12 protein-coding genes and 1 pseudogene are annotated in these 15,863 nt (G+C 39.1%); all 13 read right to left on the reverse strand.

All coding sequences use genetic code 11. The features are described 5' to 3' along the window. Window positions 1-662: 662 nt before the first annotated feature. The 13 genes and pseudogenes from arcC to GHC26_RS05645 all read right to left on the reverse strand — a co-directional run bounded on the left by arcC (window position 663) and on the right by GHC26_RS05645 (window position 15,842). Window positions 663-1,634: a carbamate kinase gene (arcC, locus tag GHC26_RS05580; RefSeq protein ID WP_163970281.1), complete on the reverse strand. Its 972-nt coding sequence runs from the start codon at window positions 1,632-1,634 to the stop codon at window positions 663-665. Between the two features lie 309 nt (window positions 1,635-1,943). Continuing rightward, entirely contained in the window at window positions 1,944-2,942 is a 999-nt protein-coding gene (gene argF / locus GHC26_RS05585; RefSeq protein WP_163970282.1) for an ornithine carbamoyltransferase, read from the reverse strand. Window positions 2,943-3,061: 119 nt separating this feature from the next. Continuing rightward, window positions 3,062-4,552, reverse strand: a complete 1,491-nt coding sequence (locus GHC26_RS05590; protein WP_226376866.1) for a YfcC family protein — start codon at window positions 4,550-4,552, stop codon at window positions 3,062-3,064. Between the two features lie 20 nt (window positions 4,553-4,572). Beyond that, window positions 4,573-5,253, reverse strand: a complete 681-nt coding sequence (locus GHC26_RS05595) for a M20/M25/M40 family metallo-hydrolase (protein WP_163970284.1) — start codon at window positions 5,251-5,253, stop codon at window positions 4,573-4,575. 33 nt (window positions 5,254-5,286) lie between these two features. Then, window positions 5,287-6,519 carry an arginine deiminase gene (arcA, locus tag GHC26_RS05600; RefSeq protein WP_163970285.1) on the reverse strand — a complete coding sequence of 411 codons (1,233 nt, stop codon included), beginning with the start codon at window positions 6,517-6,519 and terminating at the stop codon, window positions 5,287-5,289. 549 nt (window positions 6,520-7,068) lie between these two features. Continuing rightward, window positions 7,069-8,679: pseudogene (locus GHC26_RS16180) on the reverse strand (SLC13 family permease). Between the two features lie 187 nt (window positions 8,680-8,866). Further along, complete coding sequence (locus GHC26_RS05615) at window positions 8,867-9,553, reverse strand: Crp/Fnr family transcriptional regulator (protein WP_226376868.1); 687 nt, start codon at window positions 9,551-9,553, stop codon at window positions 8,867-8,869. Between the two features lie 338 nt (window positions 9,554-9,891). Next, window positions 9,892-10,467 carry a hypothetical protein gene (locus tag GHC26_RS05620; RefSeq protein ID WP_163970287.1) on the reverse strand — a complete coding sequence of 192 codons (576 nt, stop codon included), beginning with the start codon at window positions 10,465-10,467 and terminating at the stop codon, window positions 9,892-9,894. Between the two features lie 30 nt (window positions 10,468-10,497). Beyond that, a complete protein-coding gene (locus GHC26_RS05625) occupies window positions 10,498-11,949 on the reverse strand; it encodes a sodium:solute symporter family protein (protein ID WP_163970288.1) in 1,452 nt (483 codons plus the stop codon). Window positions 11,950-11,982: 33 nt separating this feature from the next. Next, entirely contained in the window at window positions 11,983-12,201 is a 219-nt protein-coding gene (locus tag GHC26_RS05630; protein ID WP_163970289.1) for a hypothetical protein, read from the reverse strand. 664 nt (window positions 12,202-12,865) lie between these two features. Beyond that, complete coding sequence (copZ, locus tag GHC26_RS05635; protein WP_163970290.1) at window positions 12,866-13,072, reverse strand: copper chaperone CopZ; 207 nt, start codon at window positions 13,070-13,072, stop codon at window positions 12,866-12,868. 69 nt (window positions 13,073-13,141) lie between these two features. Further along, window positions 13,142-15,526, reverse strand: coding sequence for a heavy metal translocating P-type ATPase (locus GHC26_RS05640; RefSeq protein WP_163970291.1), 2,385 nt, complete (start codon window positions 15,524-15,526; stop codon window positions 13,142-13,144). A gap of 13 nt (window positions 15,527-15,539) precedes the next feature. Further along, a complete protein-coding gene (locus GHC26_RS05645; RefSeq protein WP_163970292.1) occupies window positions 15,540-15,842 on the reverse strand; it encodes a metal-sensing transcriptional repressor in 303 nt (100 codons plus the stop codon). Between the last annotated feature and the right edge of the window lie 21 nt (window positions 15,843-15,863).

A 15,863-nucleotide genomic window follows, 5' to 3' on the forward strand; every position in this document is an offset into this window, starting at 1 on the left:
TTTCGTTTTTAACGTCGCAACTTCTATAAAGTGTTCATTAACTTTGGTCTGCTCGCTTTCTTTCTCGTGATGGAAGAATGCTTGGAATTCACTCCGGCAGAATACTTGCTTTCCGCGGGAACGGCCTCAGCCTCCTCGGAAGCAAAAAATGCTTCCTGCGGGGTCTTCGGACACGTGCTGTTCCCGCAGGAGTCTCCGTATTCTGCCTCCGCTATGGCGCTCTATTCCGTTCTTTATTAAAAGAAAATATTGCTATACCTTTTGTAAAAACAAGTGTCTGAACTCCAATATACAAATTGTTTTACAATAACAGTAATAAGAATTAGGTAAGCACAAAATCAGCGGAAGAAAGACACGGAGACTCCTGCGGGAGGATAGGCCTCGGTGAGACCCCGTAGAGACGACAGTCTCGAGGAGGCTCACCAGACGCCCGCGGTAAAGTAGACACTGTGAAAACGAAAAGTTTGAACAGATGTTGCACTTATGCTCCTGGTGAAAGCGTAGTGTCTTTCTGAGCGAGTAATAGCACAAGCACAACATTTCATTTCAGAATTAATACGCATAATCTACCAACTATTCATTAAGATTTATACTTGAAAAAGCAACAATCTTTTAGAAAACCGCGTTTGAGAAAGATTGATGGAAAGAAGGTGTCTATTAGATCAATAGGCACCAGCATAACCATGTACGCTTTCAGCAATAACCCTTGTTCCAACAACACCATCTAACGCTTCTGATGCATGTTCTAGGGACGTAATAATCGCTTCTCTTTCATCCCTAGAATCTGCAAAGTCAATTGCTGCCTGTACCTTGGGCAACATACTACCAGGTGCAAAATGATCTTCTTTCATATAATGGTGTAATGCCTTGGAACTAATGGTGGTTAAAGGTGCTTCTTTATCGGTACCAAAATGAATATAAGCATGATCCACTTCCGTCAACATCATTAACACATCTGCATCAATTGCTTCAGCTAGTTTTAAAGAGGCAAAGTCCTTATCAATGACTGCTTCAATTCCGACATACCTTCCGCGATTATAATAGACGGGAACTCCTCCGCCACCTGCAGCGATTACAATATGGTCATGCTCTAGCATCGTATCAATTATAGGGTGTTCCAATATAGCTACTGGTTGTGGGGATGGAACGACTTTACGCCAGCCTCTACCTGCGTCTTCTACATACGTTTCGCCAGTTTCCTCCATTAATGCTTTTGCTTCTTCCGCTGAATAAAATGGACCAATTGGTTTAGAAGGATTCAAAAAGGCGATATCCATTGGATCTACTTCTACTCTTGTAATGATAGGTGCAACCTGTTTAGCGATACCATGTTCCTTTAGACGCAAGTCGATTGCATTTGCCAACCAATAGCCAATCATTCCTTGACTCATAGCACCACATGTGTCGAGTGGCATTGCAGGGTTTTGTGGAGATTCAGCCTGTACTTGCTGTAAATAGATATTCCCTACTTGAGGGCCATTTCCATGTGTGATCACGACTTGATGTCCTTCCTCAATAAGTTTAACGAGCTGAATTGCTGTCATTTCTAACTTTTTTTGCTGTGCTCGTGCGGTACCATCACCAGATTTGATTGAATTTCCTCCAAGTGCCACTACTATTTTTTTCTGCCTCATTTAAATCACCTCGCTAAGTTTGGAAAGGAGAAAGCAGAAAGAATCCTTCTCCCTTTGTTCTTTAGAAAACCATAATAATTTTGACCTATGGATAACTGAACAACAGGAATTGCCATGTTTAGCTCCAGCAACAAGCGACTAGTGAGACTTCCCTCACCTCCGTACGACGACCCGGATGGTCTAGTATCGGCGTTGGTCACAGGACGTGACCAACGCCGATAAAGTCAACATAGACTCCCTGTGGTCGCCGTATTTCCTTTATCTCCTACGGCTCAGTCCAGTCCGTACGTCGCTAATCACTTTCATTCTTTATTTACCATTTGTTGCTGCCATTACGGCTTTAATCGTATGCAAACGGTTTTCTGCTTCATCAAATACAACAGAATTTTTACTTTGGAATACGTCATCTGTTACTTCCATTGCAGTTAAACCAAATTTTTCATATACATCTCGGCCGACTTCTGTCTCTAAGTCATGAAAGCTTGGTAGACAGTGTAGAAAAAGAACATTGTCATTACCTGTTTTCTCTAGCATTTCTTGATTGACTTGATATGGTAATAGCAAATCTATTCGTTGCTGGAATTGATCTTCTTCCCCCATTGAAACCCAGACATCGGTATAAATGGCATCTGCTCCTTCAACTGCTTCATCAACATCTGCTGTGACCATTACCTTTGCTTTCGTTTCTTTTGCGATAATACGAGCTTGTGCTACTATTTCTTTATCTGGGAATAGTTCTTTTGGAGAACAGATACGGATATCCATCCCGACTTTGGCTCCCCCAATTAATAGACTAGTCGCTACATTATTTCTTCCATCTCCAACATACACTAGCTGAATCCCTTTCAAATGACCTAGATTCTCTTTAATCGTTAAAAAATCTGCTAGTATTTGCGTTGGGTGAAATTCATTCGTTAGTCCGTTCCAGACAGGAACACCAGCATATTCTCCTAAAGCTTCTACCGTTTCCTGATCAAATCCGCGAAACTGAATGCCGTCGAACATTCGTCCTAATACAATCGCTGTATCACGAACAGATTCTTTTTTTCCAAATTGGATATCATTTTTCCCTAAATATTCAGGGTGTGCACCTAAATCCACACATGCAACGGTAAATGCGCATCTTGTTCTGGTGGAAGGTTTCTCAAAAAGTAGTGCAACGTTTTGTCCGGCTAAATATTGGTGAACAATACCTGCTTGTTTCTTATTTTTTAAATCCTGTGCAAAATCAATAAGCTCGTTTATTTCTTTCTCTGAGAAATCGGTTAGTTTTAGGAAATTACGACCATATAAATTTGGTTTTAACATGGTAATTCCTCCTCATTTTGCAAATAGTTTTTTAGATTATGTTGCTTTTCCAGGTCCCGGGAAGCGGTTTTTGCTTTCGTTATCTAGCTTCGATTGTTATAAAACACAGAATAATTTAGTTAAATTACTACTGCAATACTCATTACTGCCATTACCATAACGGATAGTACGATCAATAGTTTCCACACGTGTTTAAAATAAACGTTATATGGAACACGTGCTATAGCCAATGCACCCATAATAACAGCACTAGTTGGTGTTACTAAGTTCACTAGACCAGATGCACTTTGGAATGCGGTAACTGCCATTTCTCCGCCGACTCCAGCAAATTCTGCAAGTGGTGCCATGATCGGCATTGATAAAGTAGCTAAACCAGAAGTGGACGGGACCAAAAAGGATAGTGGCAAATAAAATAAATAAGATAAGTTGGCAAATGCAACTGGACCAATCCCATCCAGCATCATCTCGCCCCAATGTAGGACTGTAGCCGTCATACCACCATCACTCATGACGACGGAAATACCGCGGGAAATACCAATGATCAACGCTACGCCTAATAAATCACGTGCACCATCAACAAATGTACTGGTGAATTCCTCTTCCCCCATACGATACATAAAGGCAATGATAATGGAAGAGAATAAGAATAATAGGGTTAGTTCCCCAAACCACCAGTCCCCGAGTGGGATGATATTCCCTAAAAATGGACCGATAACTGGAATCCCCAGGAGCACGTCATTTATATTTTCAAAGAGTGGAATATTGAATTTATAAGCCCAAGGAATAACCGCTAGAATCATAATAAGGAACGTGATCCCAAACACCCATAAGACTGCTTTTCTCCGACGTGTGAATTCAGGTATTTCACCAGACTGACCTTCTAGGAAGTGTTTTTCGTTATCTTCTTTCATATCAGCAACAAGCGATTTACCTGGATCCTCTTTTACCCGTTTGGCATAACGCATCACAAATACAATTGCGATGACTAAGCTTAGTACAAGGATGATCAAGCGTAGGGTAATTCCTTCCCCGATTGATATACCGGCAAAGCCAGATGCGATACCAGTTGCAAATGGGTTCATGGTAGATCCTAATACCCCAACACCTGCACCTAAAGCAATAATCGAAACTGCTGTTAATGAATCATATCCAGCGGCAATTAAGACGGGAATTAGTAATGGATAAAAGGCTATTGTTTCTTCTGCCATTCCATAGGTTGTACCACCTAATGCAAATACCGTCATTAAAACAGGAATCAGTAAATGCTCCTTCCCCCTTAATCCCCGGACGATTCGACCAATACCAGCATCAATAGCGCCAGTTTTTACCATAACCCCAATAAAACCACCGATTACTAATACGAAAAAGGCTATATCTTGTGCATCAAAGAATCCGCGGATCGGTGCATAAAGTACTTCCCAAACACCTTGAGGATTTTGTTCTACTTCTGAATATGTTCCAGGAATTGGCTCAAACTCGCCAGATTCTGGATCTACAACTTCGTATTCACCTGCTGGAACAACCCATGTTAAAAAAGCAATCACAACAATAATGGCAAACAATAACGTATAAGCTGTAGGCATTTTAAACTTTCTTTTCTTTTTTTCCATCATTCTCCCTCCTAGCTAGATTAAGTGGTTAATTGAAGAATCGCTCTTGCATAAATTTCCATGGCCTGCATCATTTTCTCGATATCCATATATTCATTTGGTTGATGCTCTACCTTTTCTTGATTTGGAAAGATAGCACCAAAGGCTATACAGTTGTCCATTGCTCTAGCATATGTTGCACCACCAGATGTGATAGGTTGACTTTTTGCATCGTCTGTAATAGATTGATAGGCTTCTAGTAGTGTTTGGACTAACTCACTATCCATTGGAATGTAGATGGACGGTAAATAATCAAATTCCTCATATGCTAAGTTGTATTTCATAGCGGTATCCGTTAGTTTTGTAACTAATTCCTCTTTGTTAGCAGTAACTGGAATTCGCATGTCGAACGGAGGTGTGTCCCAATCCTCTAGTCGACCTTCACTCACTACATCTAAGTGACCAAGAATCCCGAAAAGTTCCTCTCCTTCACCAATTTCTGCGTATCCATAATACCCATCCGGATCGTAATACGTTTTATATCCAAGCTGTTTACATCGTTGTAGCGTTTTTTCTAGTGCTTGGTTAATCGATTCGCCAAATGGATATGGACTTGTATCCTCTCGGTAAACACTCGGAATTTTGACTAGTTCGACAACTGAATTAATAAATTCAGGCTTTAACCGGTCTAGTTCTTTCCGTACCAATTGATAGGCGTCCATTCCATCACCTCCCTTATCATGACATGTCAATACTTATATATCCTTACGAACGAGTGGCATACTCATACAACGTGGCCCGCCACGTCCTCGAGACAATTCGGAGCTCATTACTTCGATGACTTCAATTCCACTTTCACGTAATAGTTGATTAGATACATAGTTTCGGTCATACGTAACGACAACCCCAGGAGCTATAGCCAATGTATTGGAGCCATCATTCCACTGTTCTCTTGGTCCGGCAATTACATCACCGCCACCACATGGAATCAATGTTACCTCTTCCAAGCCAAGAACTTCTTGTAAGGTTTCCATTAAGTTCGTTTTCGGCGTAATGTTAACTGTTTCTTTGTCCTCTCCTTTTTCCAAGATATAGATAGACATATCCCCTGCAGGACCTTGGATGGCTGGATGGATTGTAAATTTGTCATAATCAACCATTGTAAAAACGGTATCTAAATGCATGAATGCCCTCGTCTTTGGAATTTCAACCGCAAGAATCTTTTTAATGTTATCTTGTTTGGTAAAGATGTTTAAGGCTAATCGTTCAATGGTTTTGGCAGCAGTCCTTGAACTAATGCCAATGGCGACTGTGTCATTTGACAATACAAGCTCATCTCCACCTTCAATTGGGTACTCAAAATACCGATCCAACCAAACAGGAATATCATGATCACGAAAACGTGGATGGTATTTCAAAATATAGCTCATAAATAATGATTCCCGCCTTCGTGCTTCTTCTCGCATCGTGTTAATCGTAATCCCATTTCCAATTACCGCGGCAGGGTCTCTTGTGAAATATAGATTTGGCATTGGGTCTAAATAAAATGGATAATGATCCTCCAGCATTTCATATAAATGTGTTTTTTTATTATCCTGAATTTCTTGTTTCAAGACCCCAGCGATGATTTTGTTGATCATGTCACCTGTATTAAATGACATTAAATAATCAAAAATCGTATCATAGGAACCATTGACCGTTACCTTTGATTCATATAAAATATCAGCAACAAATAATTTTTTTATTTCCTCTGTGTGTAATGCTTCTTCTAAGAGTGTTGTTAAATAAAGAACTTCAATCCCGCGATTACGCAATGTGTTTGCAAAGTAATCATGCTCTTTTTGAACAACTGGTAAATAAGGAATATCATCAAACAATAATTGTGGTAAAAACTCCGGTGTTAAGTTCTCTACCTCTTTCCCAGGCCTGTGAAGCAACACCGTTTTCAACTCTCCTATTTCAGAAGTGACATGTAATTGATGTTTCATTTTGAAAACCTCCTCGAAGTATTATTTTTCCTTACACTTTTATAGTAAAGGACCCGTATGGATCATGTTGTAAACCCTTTCTCACTCGAGATGTAATTTATCTATCAATCCCATCATCAAGGTTTTATCATTGGGGTCGTGAAGGATTTCACTGTAATTTGGGAATAATTATGTACTTTCTTTTAAGGGGGATTGGGGGAATTCGGTATATAGTGGAGCTTGATTTACTTTTTGCTATTATTATTGATGATTTGTGAAATGAGAAGATCGATTGATTTAATTTTGGAAATTCCTCTACTTGATTTGTGTATCGAGAAGATCGATCCATGTAATTTTAGGGTTCCTATACATGAATTCTGCATTGACATACATCCTTGATTTACATCTGGCATTCTATCTTGCCGTTAGTGCATCAACGTGCTTCCTCTTTTTATTTATTGCTACTTTCCAGCTGATCCGTTCACTAGCAACCATCTGACATAAAAAAATGCTTAGAGAGGAATTTTTCTCTAAGCATTTTTATTACAACTAACCCTATTAACTTATCCATTATAATAAGCCAACCCATTGCCAGTATGTTGCACTAAATAGGATGATTAAAATGTACCCAATAATGGTGATTGGAATACCAGATTTAAGAAATTGTTTGGTCGTAAAGGTTCCTGTTCCATAAGCAAGCATATTTTGTGGTGCATTGATCGGTAATAAGAAACCAAAACTAATGACAAATTGCATGATAAGTACAAATCCGATTCCATTGAAAGAGATAGAATCCATTCCACCTACTAGAGCAATCACAATTGGAATAAAAGTAGATGCTAGACTTGTTGCACTTGCAAAACCCAAATGAATCAAGATATTAAATAAAGCTAATACACCAACCATGACGACTAATGGCATGGTTGCTACACCCATAGCTTCAAAGGTATTATTGGAAAGCCATGTAGCACCTTCTGTTTCCAATAATACCATTCCCAATGAAATACCTGTTGCAAAGACAATAAGTGTACCCCAAGGAACTTTTTGCTGTACTTCTTTCCAAGAAAAAATACAAACTCCTGGTGTAATCATAATCCCTACTGCAATAATCATAACCATCGTAGAATCAAATGAATGAATAAGACTCTCTGTAGGCCAAAGGAAGAGCAAAGATACGGCGATGACAATAAGCTTCCATTCTTTTTTACTAATTTTTCCTAAAGCATCTAGCTGATTTTTAATATGATCTGTTTGAACAATATCTCCAATATCTGGTTTAATTAATCTTGTCATCACAAAGTATAATAGAACTGACATTAGAATAGACCATGGTGCAGCATATAAAAACCACTCCCCCCACGTAACGTCTCCTCCGAATTCTGATTCGATAAATCCTAAAGCAACCATATTTTGTGCAGCAGCTGTTTTAATTCCAACATTCCAAATGGAAGTAGCCTGAACAGCCGTAATAATTAATAGTGATGCTAATTTATTTTCTCTTGATAATCCAAAAGCAGCAACAATCCCTAACAATATGGGTACAAGCGTTTCAGCTCGTGCTGTTGCACTTGGAACAAATAAAGCAAGAATAAAGTGAAACTTCAATCAGTGGGGTTTCCTTTCCTCCCCCACTGATTGTTAGTTGAACGAATCGGACATTTACGGGCAGTTTGATCCCCCACTTATCTTTCTTGGATCTCCTCGAAATCTTGAAGTGGGGGTCTTACTGCCCGTTACATGCGGGATAAACGTGACTAGAATCGTTCCAATCACTAAACTATTAGGTTTAGTACCTACTTTCGACATGATCATTAAAGCAATCCGTTTATGAAGCCCGGTAATTTCCATTGCGGCAGCTAACACAAGCGCCCCACCAACTAGCAAAACAGCGGTTGAACTAAAATCACCTATCGACAAACCTAAAGCATCCTTTGTTCCATATAAGATAGATGGAACCTCAAGTGTCGGTGATAATCCGATCAGCAAGGCTAATAAACTCACGATCATAACTGCGCTCACAGGATAAGTGACGGCTTCTGTTACCCACAACACAACCGCAAAAACCATTACAGCTAATGCACGTTGGCCAGCGATTGGTAAGGCTTCAGGGTTTGGTAAAAGTAATATAATTATTAGAACGGCTAAAGCAACGAAGAAAGCAATTATATTTTTCTTCTTCATAAAAATAATCTCCTCTCCTAACCTAAAGTATTTCTTTCTATACCTTCATCATAGAGGAGATCTCTTTATTGTGTTGTTCCTGTATTCACAGTAATGTTGTGAATATCCCTGATAATAGATTGCAAGCGTTTCTACCAATTACATGACAAGAATTTCACGCTTTTGTTAGCAAAACCTCAAAATAGATCTAAGTACTTTTTTCCGAGAAATAGTCGATGTCATGAACAATAACATGCCTTCCTTCCATCGATACAATACCATCATTTTTTAAATCATGGTATACATGGGACACTGTTTCACGAGTTGTTCCGGCAATTTTAGCAAGTTCTGTCATTGTTATGGGGATATCAATAAAATAGCCTTCCTCTGTTTCCACGGAGAAGTTTTGTACCAAATAATAAATCGATTGTTCTACACGGTCTGTTGCAAACGAAGTCGATATCGTTTGCAGGCGATCTTGGTGTCGTTTTGTTAGTATATCTAATCGTCTCAAGATTAAATATAATTGATCATTTTTATCCCGAATTAGCGATTCAAAATGTTTGGTTGGAATATAATAGACATCAATATCAGTAAGTGCATATGCGGAGTATCGATAGAAGTCTTCATTAAATAAACCAACATATGGAAAAATATCGTTGGGTTTAATGTAATTTATATAAAGCATTGTCGCTTCTTGATTGGTCTTTTCTAACTTTACGTACCCCTCATTTAACAAAAAGATCCTTTCTCTTGGATCGCCTTCTGTAAACAAAAGCTGATTCTTTTTGTATGTTCGTTTAAAAATCATTCGTTTCATTTCCTTAAGATCGGAATCACAGAGTGTTGAAAAAATCTCAAAAGAGCTCAAATCTATTTCTGGTATCGTTCTCAAATGTCTCCCCCCTAAAATTGGAGTGTTTTTAGTAATTTAATTTATCCCACATGTAACTGACAGGTTGACTATGAACAACACATCCTCGCAAAGGAAAAGCATTTTTGCTTCGGGCAATGTATTGCTGTCATAGCTCCCTTGTCCTATGCGTAGAAACACCCACTGTTTGGACTTTATACCTCTATCATAGCCCACATGAATAACATGCTTCAATTCCTTTTATATAATTGTTGTAAAAATGTCAAAAGTTAAAAAATGCAACATTATCACTGTGATAATGTTGCATTTCTATTATTTATTAACGTCAAATCGAGCGAAACTATGGATACCTCACTGCCCTACCATTGCTTGCTCATATGTTTCTCTGATTCACCATTATTTGCATTAATATAAAATGTTTCATTCAACAATCCGCTTCGTATACTTACCCGCCACAAAGGTAAATAGACAAGTTCAATCGAGTGGATTTCATGCTTTGGCTTCTTCAAAACGTAAGAACGATTAATTTGTCGCTCCTGTACATCCTTCACATAGCTGCGTGCTTTGTCTTCATCCGTAACTTTTAAGCTGACAAGTGAATCCTTTTCCACCTGTTCTTCTTGTAATGGTGGTATTTTTGAAAATACTCCCCTATAACCAGATACAGCATCAACAAAAATAACATTTGGCATTTTTTTTGCTGGAAATGGGGGGCGTTCTGCCACCACTAATGTTTTAGCAATCCAAAAAGGATGGTAGATCAAATCCTTTTTCACCGTATATTGTTGTAAATATTCTACATTGATATCTCGTTGCATTCGTAAGCGTAATGGTAAACTCTTTAAAATATAATGGTTCAATGACGTTTCATCTGTAATAGCTGTTTCAGTTCCAATACGTTGGATCGTTTTAGATTTGGTATCGACTTTTGGCATATGATCTCCATCCTTTATTAAGCAGTTTTATTAAGCAGTTTGTTCATCATCCAAATGCGTGTGGTAATAGTCCACTTGTGCTTGCACTTCTTTGGATGGTGGGTCTGTCATTAGACTAACAACAATCATTAAGACTAGGGAAATTGGTGCTGCGATAATTGGTTCCGCATTGGTTGGTAGCCATTGACCAATGACTAAAATCAAGAAAACAATGGCACCACCTACCATCCCAATTAAGGCACCTTGTCTGTTTGCCCGCTTCCACCAAATTCCAAGTACGATTGGAAAGCCAAAGGCAGATAGTAAAAATCCTCCGACCCAACCAACCATAATCGCAATTAATCCAGGTGGTTCAATCGCAATTAAAATACCTATAATACTGGCTACTACCATCACAATAAGCCCGAGACCTGTTACAAAACGCTCACTAGCTTGCTTATTAATATGTGCCTTATACAAATCATGTGCAACAGCTGCGGAGACCGCGAGTAGCATGGCATCGGCTGATGACATAATGGCTGCCATTAACCCAGCTAGCATAATACCGCCTAGGATTGGTGGTAAGTAATGCTCAATAACCGATACGAAAATCATATCAGTATTATCTAATGTACCAACAATCCCTAAGTTTGCACCTGCTGCTGTTACCATAAACCCAGCAATAAATAACGTTAAATAGAGTAGACATGCCCACATTGCCGAACGACGTGCTGTTTTTGCATCCCTAGAGGCAAAGTTACGCATCACAACAGATGGCGAGATAATGCCAAACCATAAAAAGGCAATAAATAAACCGAAATAGGACATCCACGGTTGTGTAATATCTCCAAATGCAGGATCAACTGATAAGGCAGCACTAATTAAAGAGTTGAGGCCACCATGATCTACTAGGATAATACCGGCCAGAAGTACGATCCCAATTAACATCACTGCACCTTGAATTAAATCGGTATAAGTAATCGCCCACATACCTCCAAGTGCAGCATATAAGGTAAACCCTAATCCAAGAATAATAACAGCCGCTTTATAGTCAATCCCTAATACATAGGAACCGATTAAACCAGATGCCGTTAACTGTGGTACCATATAAAATGTCATTCCAATAACAACGATTATCGCTGCAACCATTTGCACCGAGTTACCGTATCGTTGTTGGAAAAACTCTGGCATGGTTTTCACACCAGAACGACGAATTTGACCTGAAATAAGAAACATGGCAAACGGCAGGATCGCAATAACCCCAAATGCATAGGTGAAAAAATACGGAACTCCAAGGGCTACCCCTGAGCCAACTGCACCCATTAGGGAACTGGAACTAGCAACTGCAGCAAATATCGCAAATGCGCCTACAAAGGTATTAATACTTTTACCAGCTGTAAAGTAATCGCTTTCAGATTGTCGCGCACGACGGTAAAAGTAAATACCAATGAACGTCACGATAAGTAAGTAAATAAATAAAATAATTGCCTCTGTAACTTGCATCGCTTTTTCCCTCCTTAGTTATCGATTTTAACCCTACTTTTTGTTTTGCTCATCTAACCGTTCAATCCAAAGACTATATACAATAGCCAATAAAAACCAGAAAAATAACCCAATAAACATTAACCACGCAACAAGGGAAATGCCAACATAATAAACGTCAGTAGGCCACCAAACAAACACAAACCCAGCATAAAGCACCAAGACGACCGTTAGTATTAATCCTGGATCTTTCATTTTGGATCTAGATGACACCAAAACCACCTCCCATAAAATTATAATAGAATAATTAATGAATTATTCTATTTATAGTAAAAATTTTATCAATAAGTATAAGAGATGGAAAGTGATTTGATTTTGAATCTTGCAAAAATTAATTTGATAGTATAAGAAAAAAGAAGAATCCTCTCAGCTAAAAAAGACTGTTTTCTAACAGAATGTTGGTTTTAGCATGAAACATGATGCATATAGGATGTATTATACCCAATAAAAAAGTGCTGTTGATTTCCGCTCCAGACAGTCGCTTTCCGCGGACAACGCTTCAGCTTCCTCGGAAGCAAAAACCGCTTCCTGTGGGATATTCAGCTGTTGTTTTTTCCGCAGGAGTCGACTGTCTTACGCTCCAATCAACTACTGTATTAACAATAATAGCAAATGTTGATCATATCAGTGGAGGAAAAACACGTAGACTCCTGCAGGAAAAGAGGCCTAGGTGAGACCCCGCAGTGCGTAGCACGAGGAGGCTCAACAGCCGCCTGCGGAAAGCGAAGTGTATTTCCGGAACGGGTAAACACTCTAAACATCGCCTTAACTTACTGCGCACAATATAGATTATACGTCTTAGTAAACAACAAAGTATGCGAAAAGAGCCAATAAAAAGAGCACTCGCTGTTTTTAGCAGAGTGCTCTTCCATTAAAGTTATGATGCAACATCATAGCCTTGGTCTTCAATTGCTTCTTGCATCGCTTCTAGCGTAACTTGTGATTCATCATAGGTTACGGTTACTTTACCAGTTCCTAAATCAACCTCAACCGCGCTGACACCATCTAGTTCATTTAGTGCACCTTCTACAGCCATTTTACAATGACCACAAGTCATTCCTTGAACATCTAATGTAGTTTGCATAAAAAGAATCCCCTTCCTTCGAATATAATGATTTATGTGGCTAACGGCTTCACCCGTTAGCCAGCCTATTTATATTCTAACCCGCTTCAAACGCAGCGAGTTGGATACAACACTAACAGAGCTAAAGGCCATTGCAGCACCAGCAATCCATGGAGCCAATAATCCTAACGCAGCTACTGGAATACCAGCACTATTATAGGCAAATGCCCAAAATAAGTTTTGACGAATATTTTTAATGGTGGCTTTACTTAATTTTATCGCTTTAGGAATTAACAATAATTCTCCACCAAGAATGGTTACGTCAGCTGCTTCAATCGCCACTTCTGTACCTGTTCCAATTGCAATACCAATATCGGCAATCGCTAAAGCTGGTGCATCATTAATACCATCCCCAACCATAGCTACTTTTTTTCCTTGTAATTGTACTTCTTTGACTTTATTTGCTTTTTCCTCTGGCAAGACTTGTGCAATTACTTGATCAATGCCAACCTCTTTGGCAATTGCCTGAGCAGTACGTTCATTATCACCGGTTAGCATAATCACTTCAATGCCTTCATCTTGAAGGTCTTTAATTGCTTCTTTCGCTGTTTCCTTCACTGTATCAGCAACAGCAACAATTCCTTCATAATTATCATCCACTGCAATTAACATCGCTGTTTTACCATTCGATTCTGCATCCACTAACCCTTTTTCAGTATCTGTTACATCAATCTGATGGTCTTGCATTAATTTTCTCGTTCCAACTAACACACGTTTTCCATCAATCGTAGCTTCAATACCGTGCCCAGGTATAGCAGAGAAGTCATCAGCATCTTTCAGTTCTACATCTTTTTCGGTTGCATAGGCAACAATCGCTTCTGCTAATGGGTGTTCTGATCCTTTTTCTGCACTTGCTACCAATTGGAGTATGGAGTCATTTGCAGTAAAATCAGTTACTTCTGGTTTTCCTTTTGTAATGGTTCCTGTTTTATCAAAAATCACAGCATCTAATTGATGTGTACGTTCTAGATGTTCCCCGCCTTTAAATAATATTCCACTTTCAGCTGCTTTCCCAGTTCCCACCATAATTGAGGTTGGTGTTGCAAGCCCTAATGCACAAGGGCATGCAATTACTAAGACTGCAATTGCCGCAACCAGTGATGGCTCGAGATTTCCTGGTGTCACCAGTGTAATCCAAATGATAAATGTGATAATAGCAATCCCAACAACAATTGGCACAAAATAGCCAGAAATTACATCAGCTAAACGTTGGATTGGTGCTTTGGAGCCTTGTGCATCCTCAACTACTTTAATAATAGAAGCAAGTGCTGTATCTTTTCCAACCTTATTCGCCTCGACTTCCATCGTTCCATTTTTATTGATGGTTGAACCTATAACATCTGCATTGACATCTTTTTCGATCGGAATGGATTCGCCTGTAATCATCGATTCATCCACTGAAGATCTTCCTTTTATCACAATACCATCTACCGGTATTTTCTCCCCAGGTTTAATGACTAACCGATCACCAACCTGCACCTCATCGACAGGGACCATTGTTTCTTCCCCATTGCGAATGACACGTGCTTCTTTAGCTTGTAAATCAAGAAGCTTAGAAATCGCAACAGTAGTACGGCTTTTCGCACTTGTCTCCAAGTATTTTCCAAACAAAATTAACGTAATTAAAATGGCACTTGTTTCAAAATATAAATGCGGCATATAGTCTGGATTTCCAATAGTTTTAAACGCTTCTACTAAACTGTAAAAATATGCTGCACTTGTTCCTAATGCAACTAATACATCCATGTTGGCCCCACCATTACGTAAGTTTTTATAGGCGCCAACGTAAAATTGCCAACCAATGACAAACTGAACGGGTGTTGCTAATAGAAATTGAAACCATGGATTCATAAATATAGCTGGAATATTGATACCAAATAAATGTACAAGCATTGTAACGAGTAGTGGTGCAGACAATAAGCCAGATACAATAAGTTTTGTTTTCATTCGTTGTATTTGTTTTTCTTTTTGTGTCTGTTTCGCTTGTTTTTCAGCTTTTGGCCTAGCATCATAGCCTAACTTTTGAATGCGACCAATAATATCTGATTCCTGCATCAAATTGGGATTGTACTCGATTGTTGCACTTTCCGTTGCTAAGTTCACATTGGCAACTGAGATCGCTTCTTGTTTATTTAAGACTTTTTCAATACGATTGGAACAGGCTGCACACGTCATCCCCATGACATCGAATTCAGCCTTTTCCGTTTGTACACCATAGCCTAACTTTTCAATTTTTGCAGTAATATCCTGCACACTGGTTGTGGATGGGTCGTAATCTATCGTTGCTTTTTCCGTTGTTAAATTAACTTGTGCGTCAACACCATCCATTTTATTAAGCACTTTTTCAACACGGTTAGAGCATGCCGCACATGTCATCCCTGTGACACCAACCGTAATATGCTTCGTTCCACTCATGGTACTTCCCCCCTTACTTTGAAAATTGTTGCATAACTTCCATTAATTCTTCAATGGTTTCATTACCTTCCCCAGATTTTATCGCATCACTAACACAATGTTTTATATGTCGTTCTGTTACGGAAAACCCAACCTTTTTCAAGGCTGCATTAATCGCACTAATTTGGACTAATACATCAACACAGTAACGATCTTCTTCTATCATTTTTTGTATCCCGCGAACTTGACCTTCTATTCGCTTGAGACGATTCACAATTGCTTGCTTTTCGTCTTTTGTCCTTGGTGTTGTAGGGTGATCATGAAGATGCTCTCCCATTTCATCTCATCCTTTCTTCCT

The sequence above is a fragment of the Oceanobacillus halotolerans genome, from assembly GCF_010993955.1.
Classification (GTDB): Bacteria; Bacillota; Bacilli; order Bacillales; family Amphibacillaceae; genus Oceanibacillus_A; species Oceanibacillus_A halotolerans.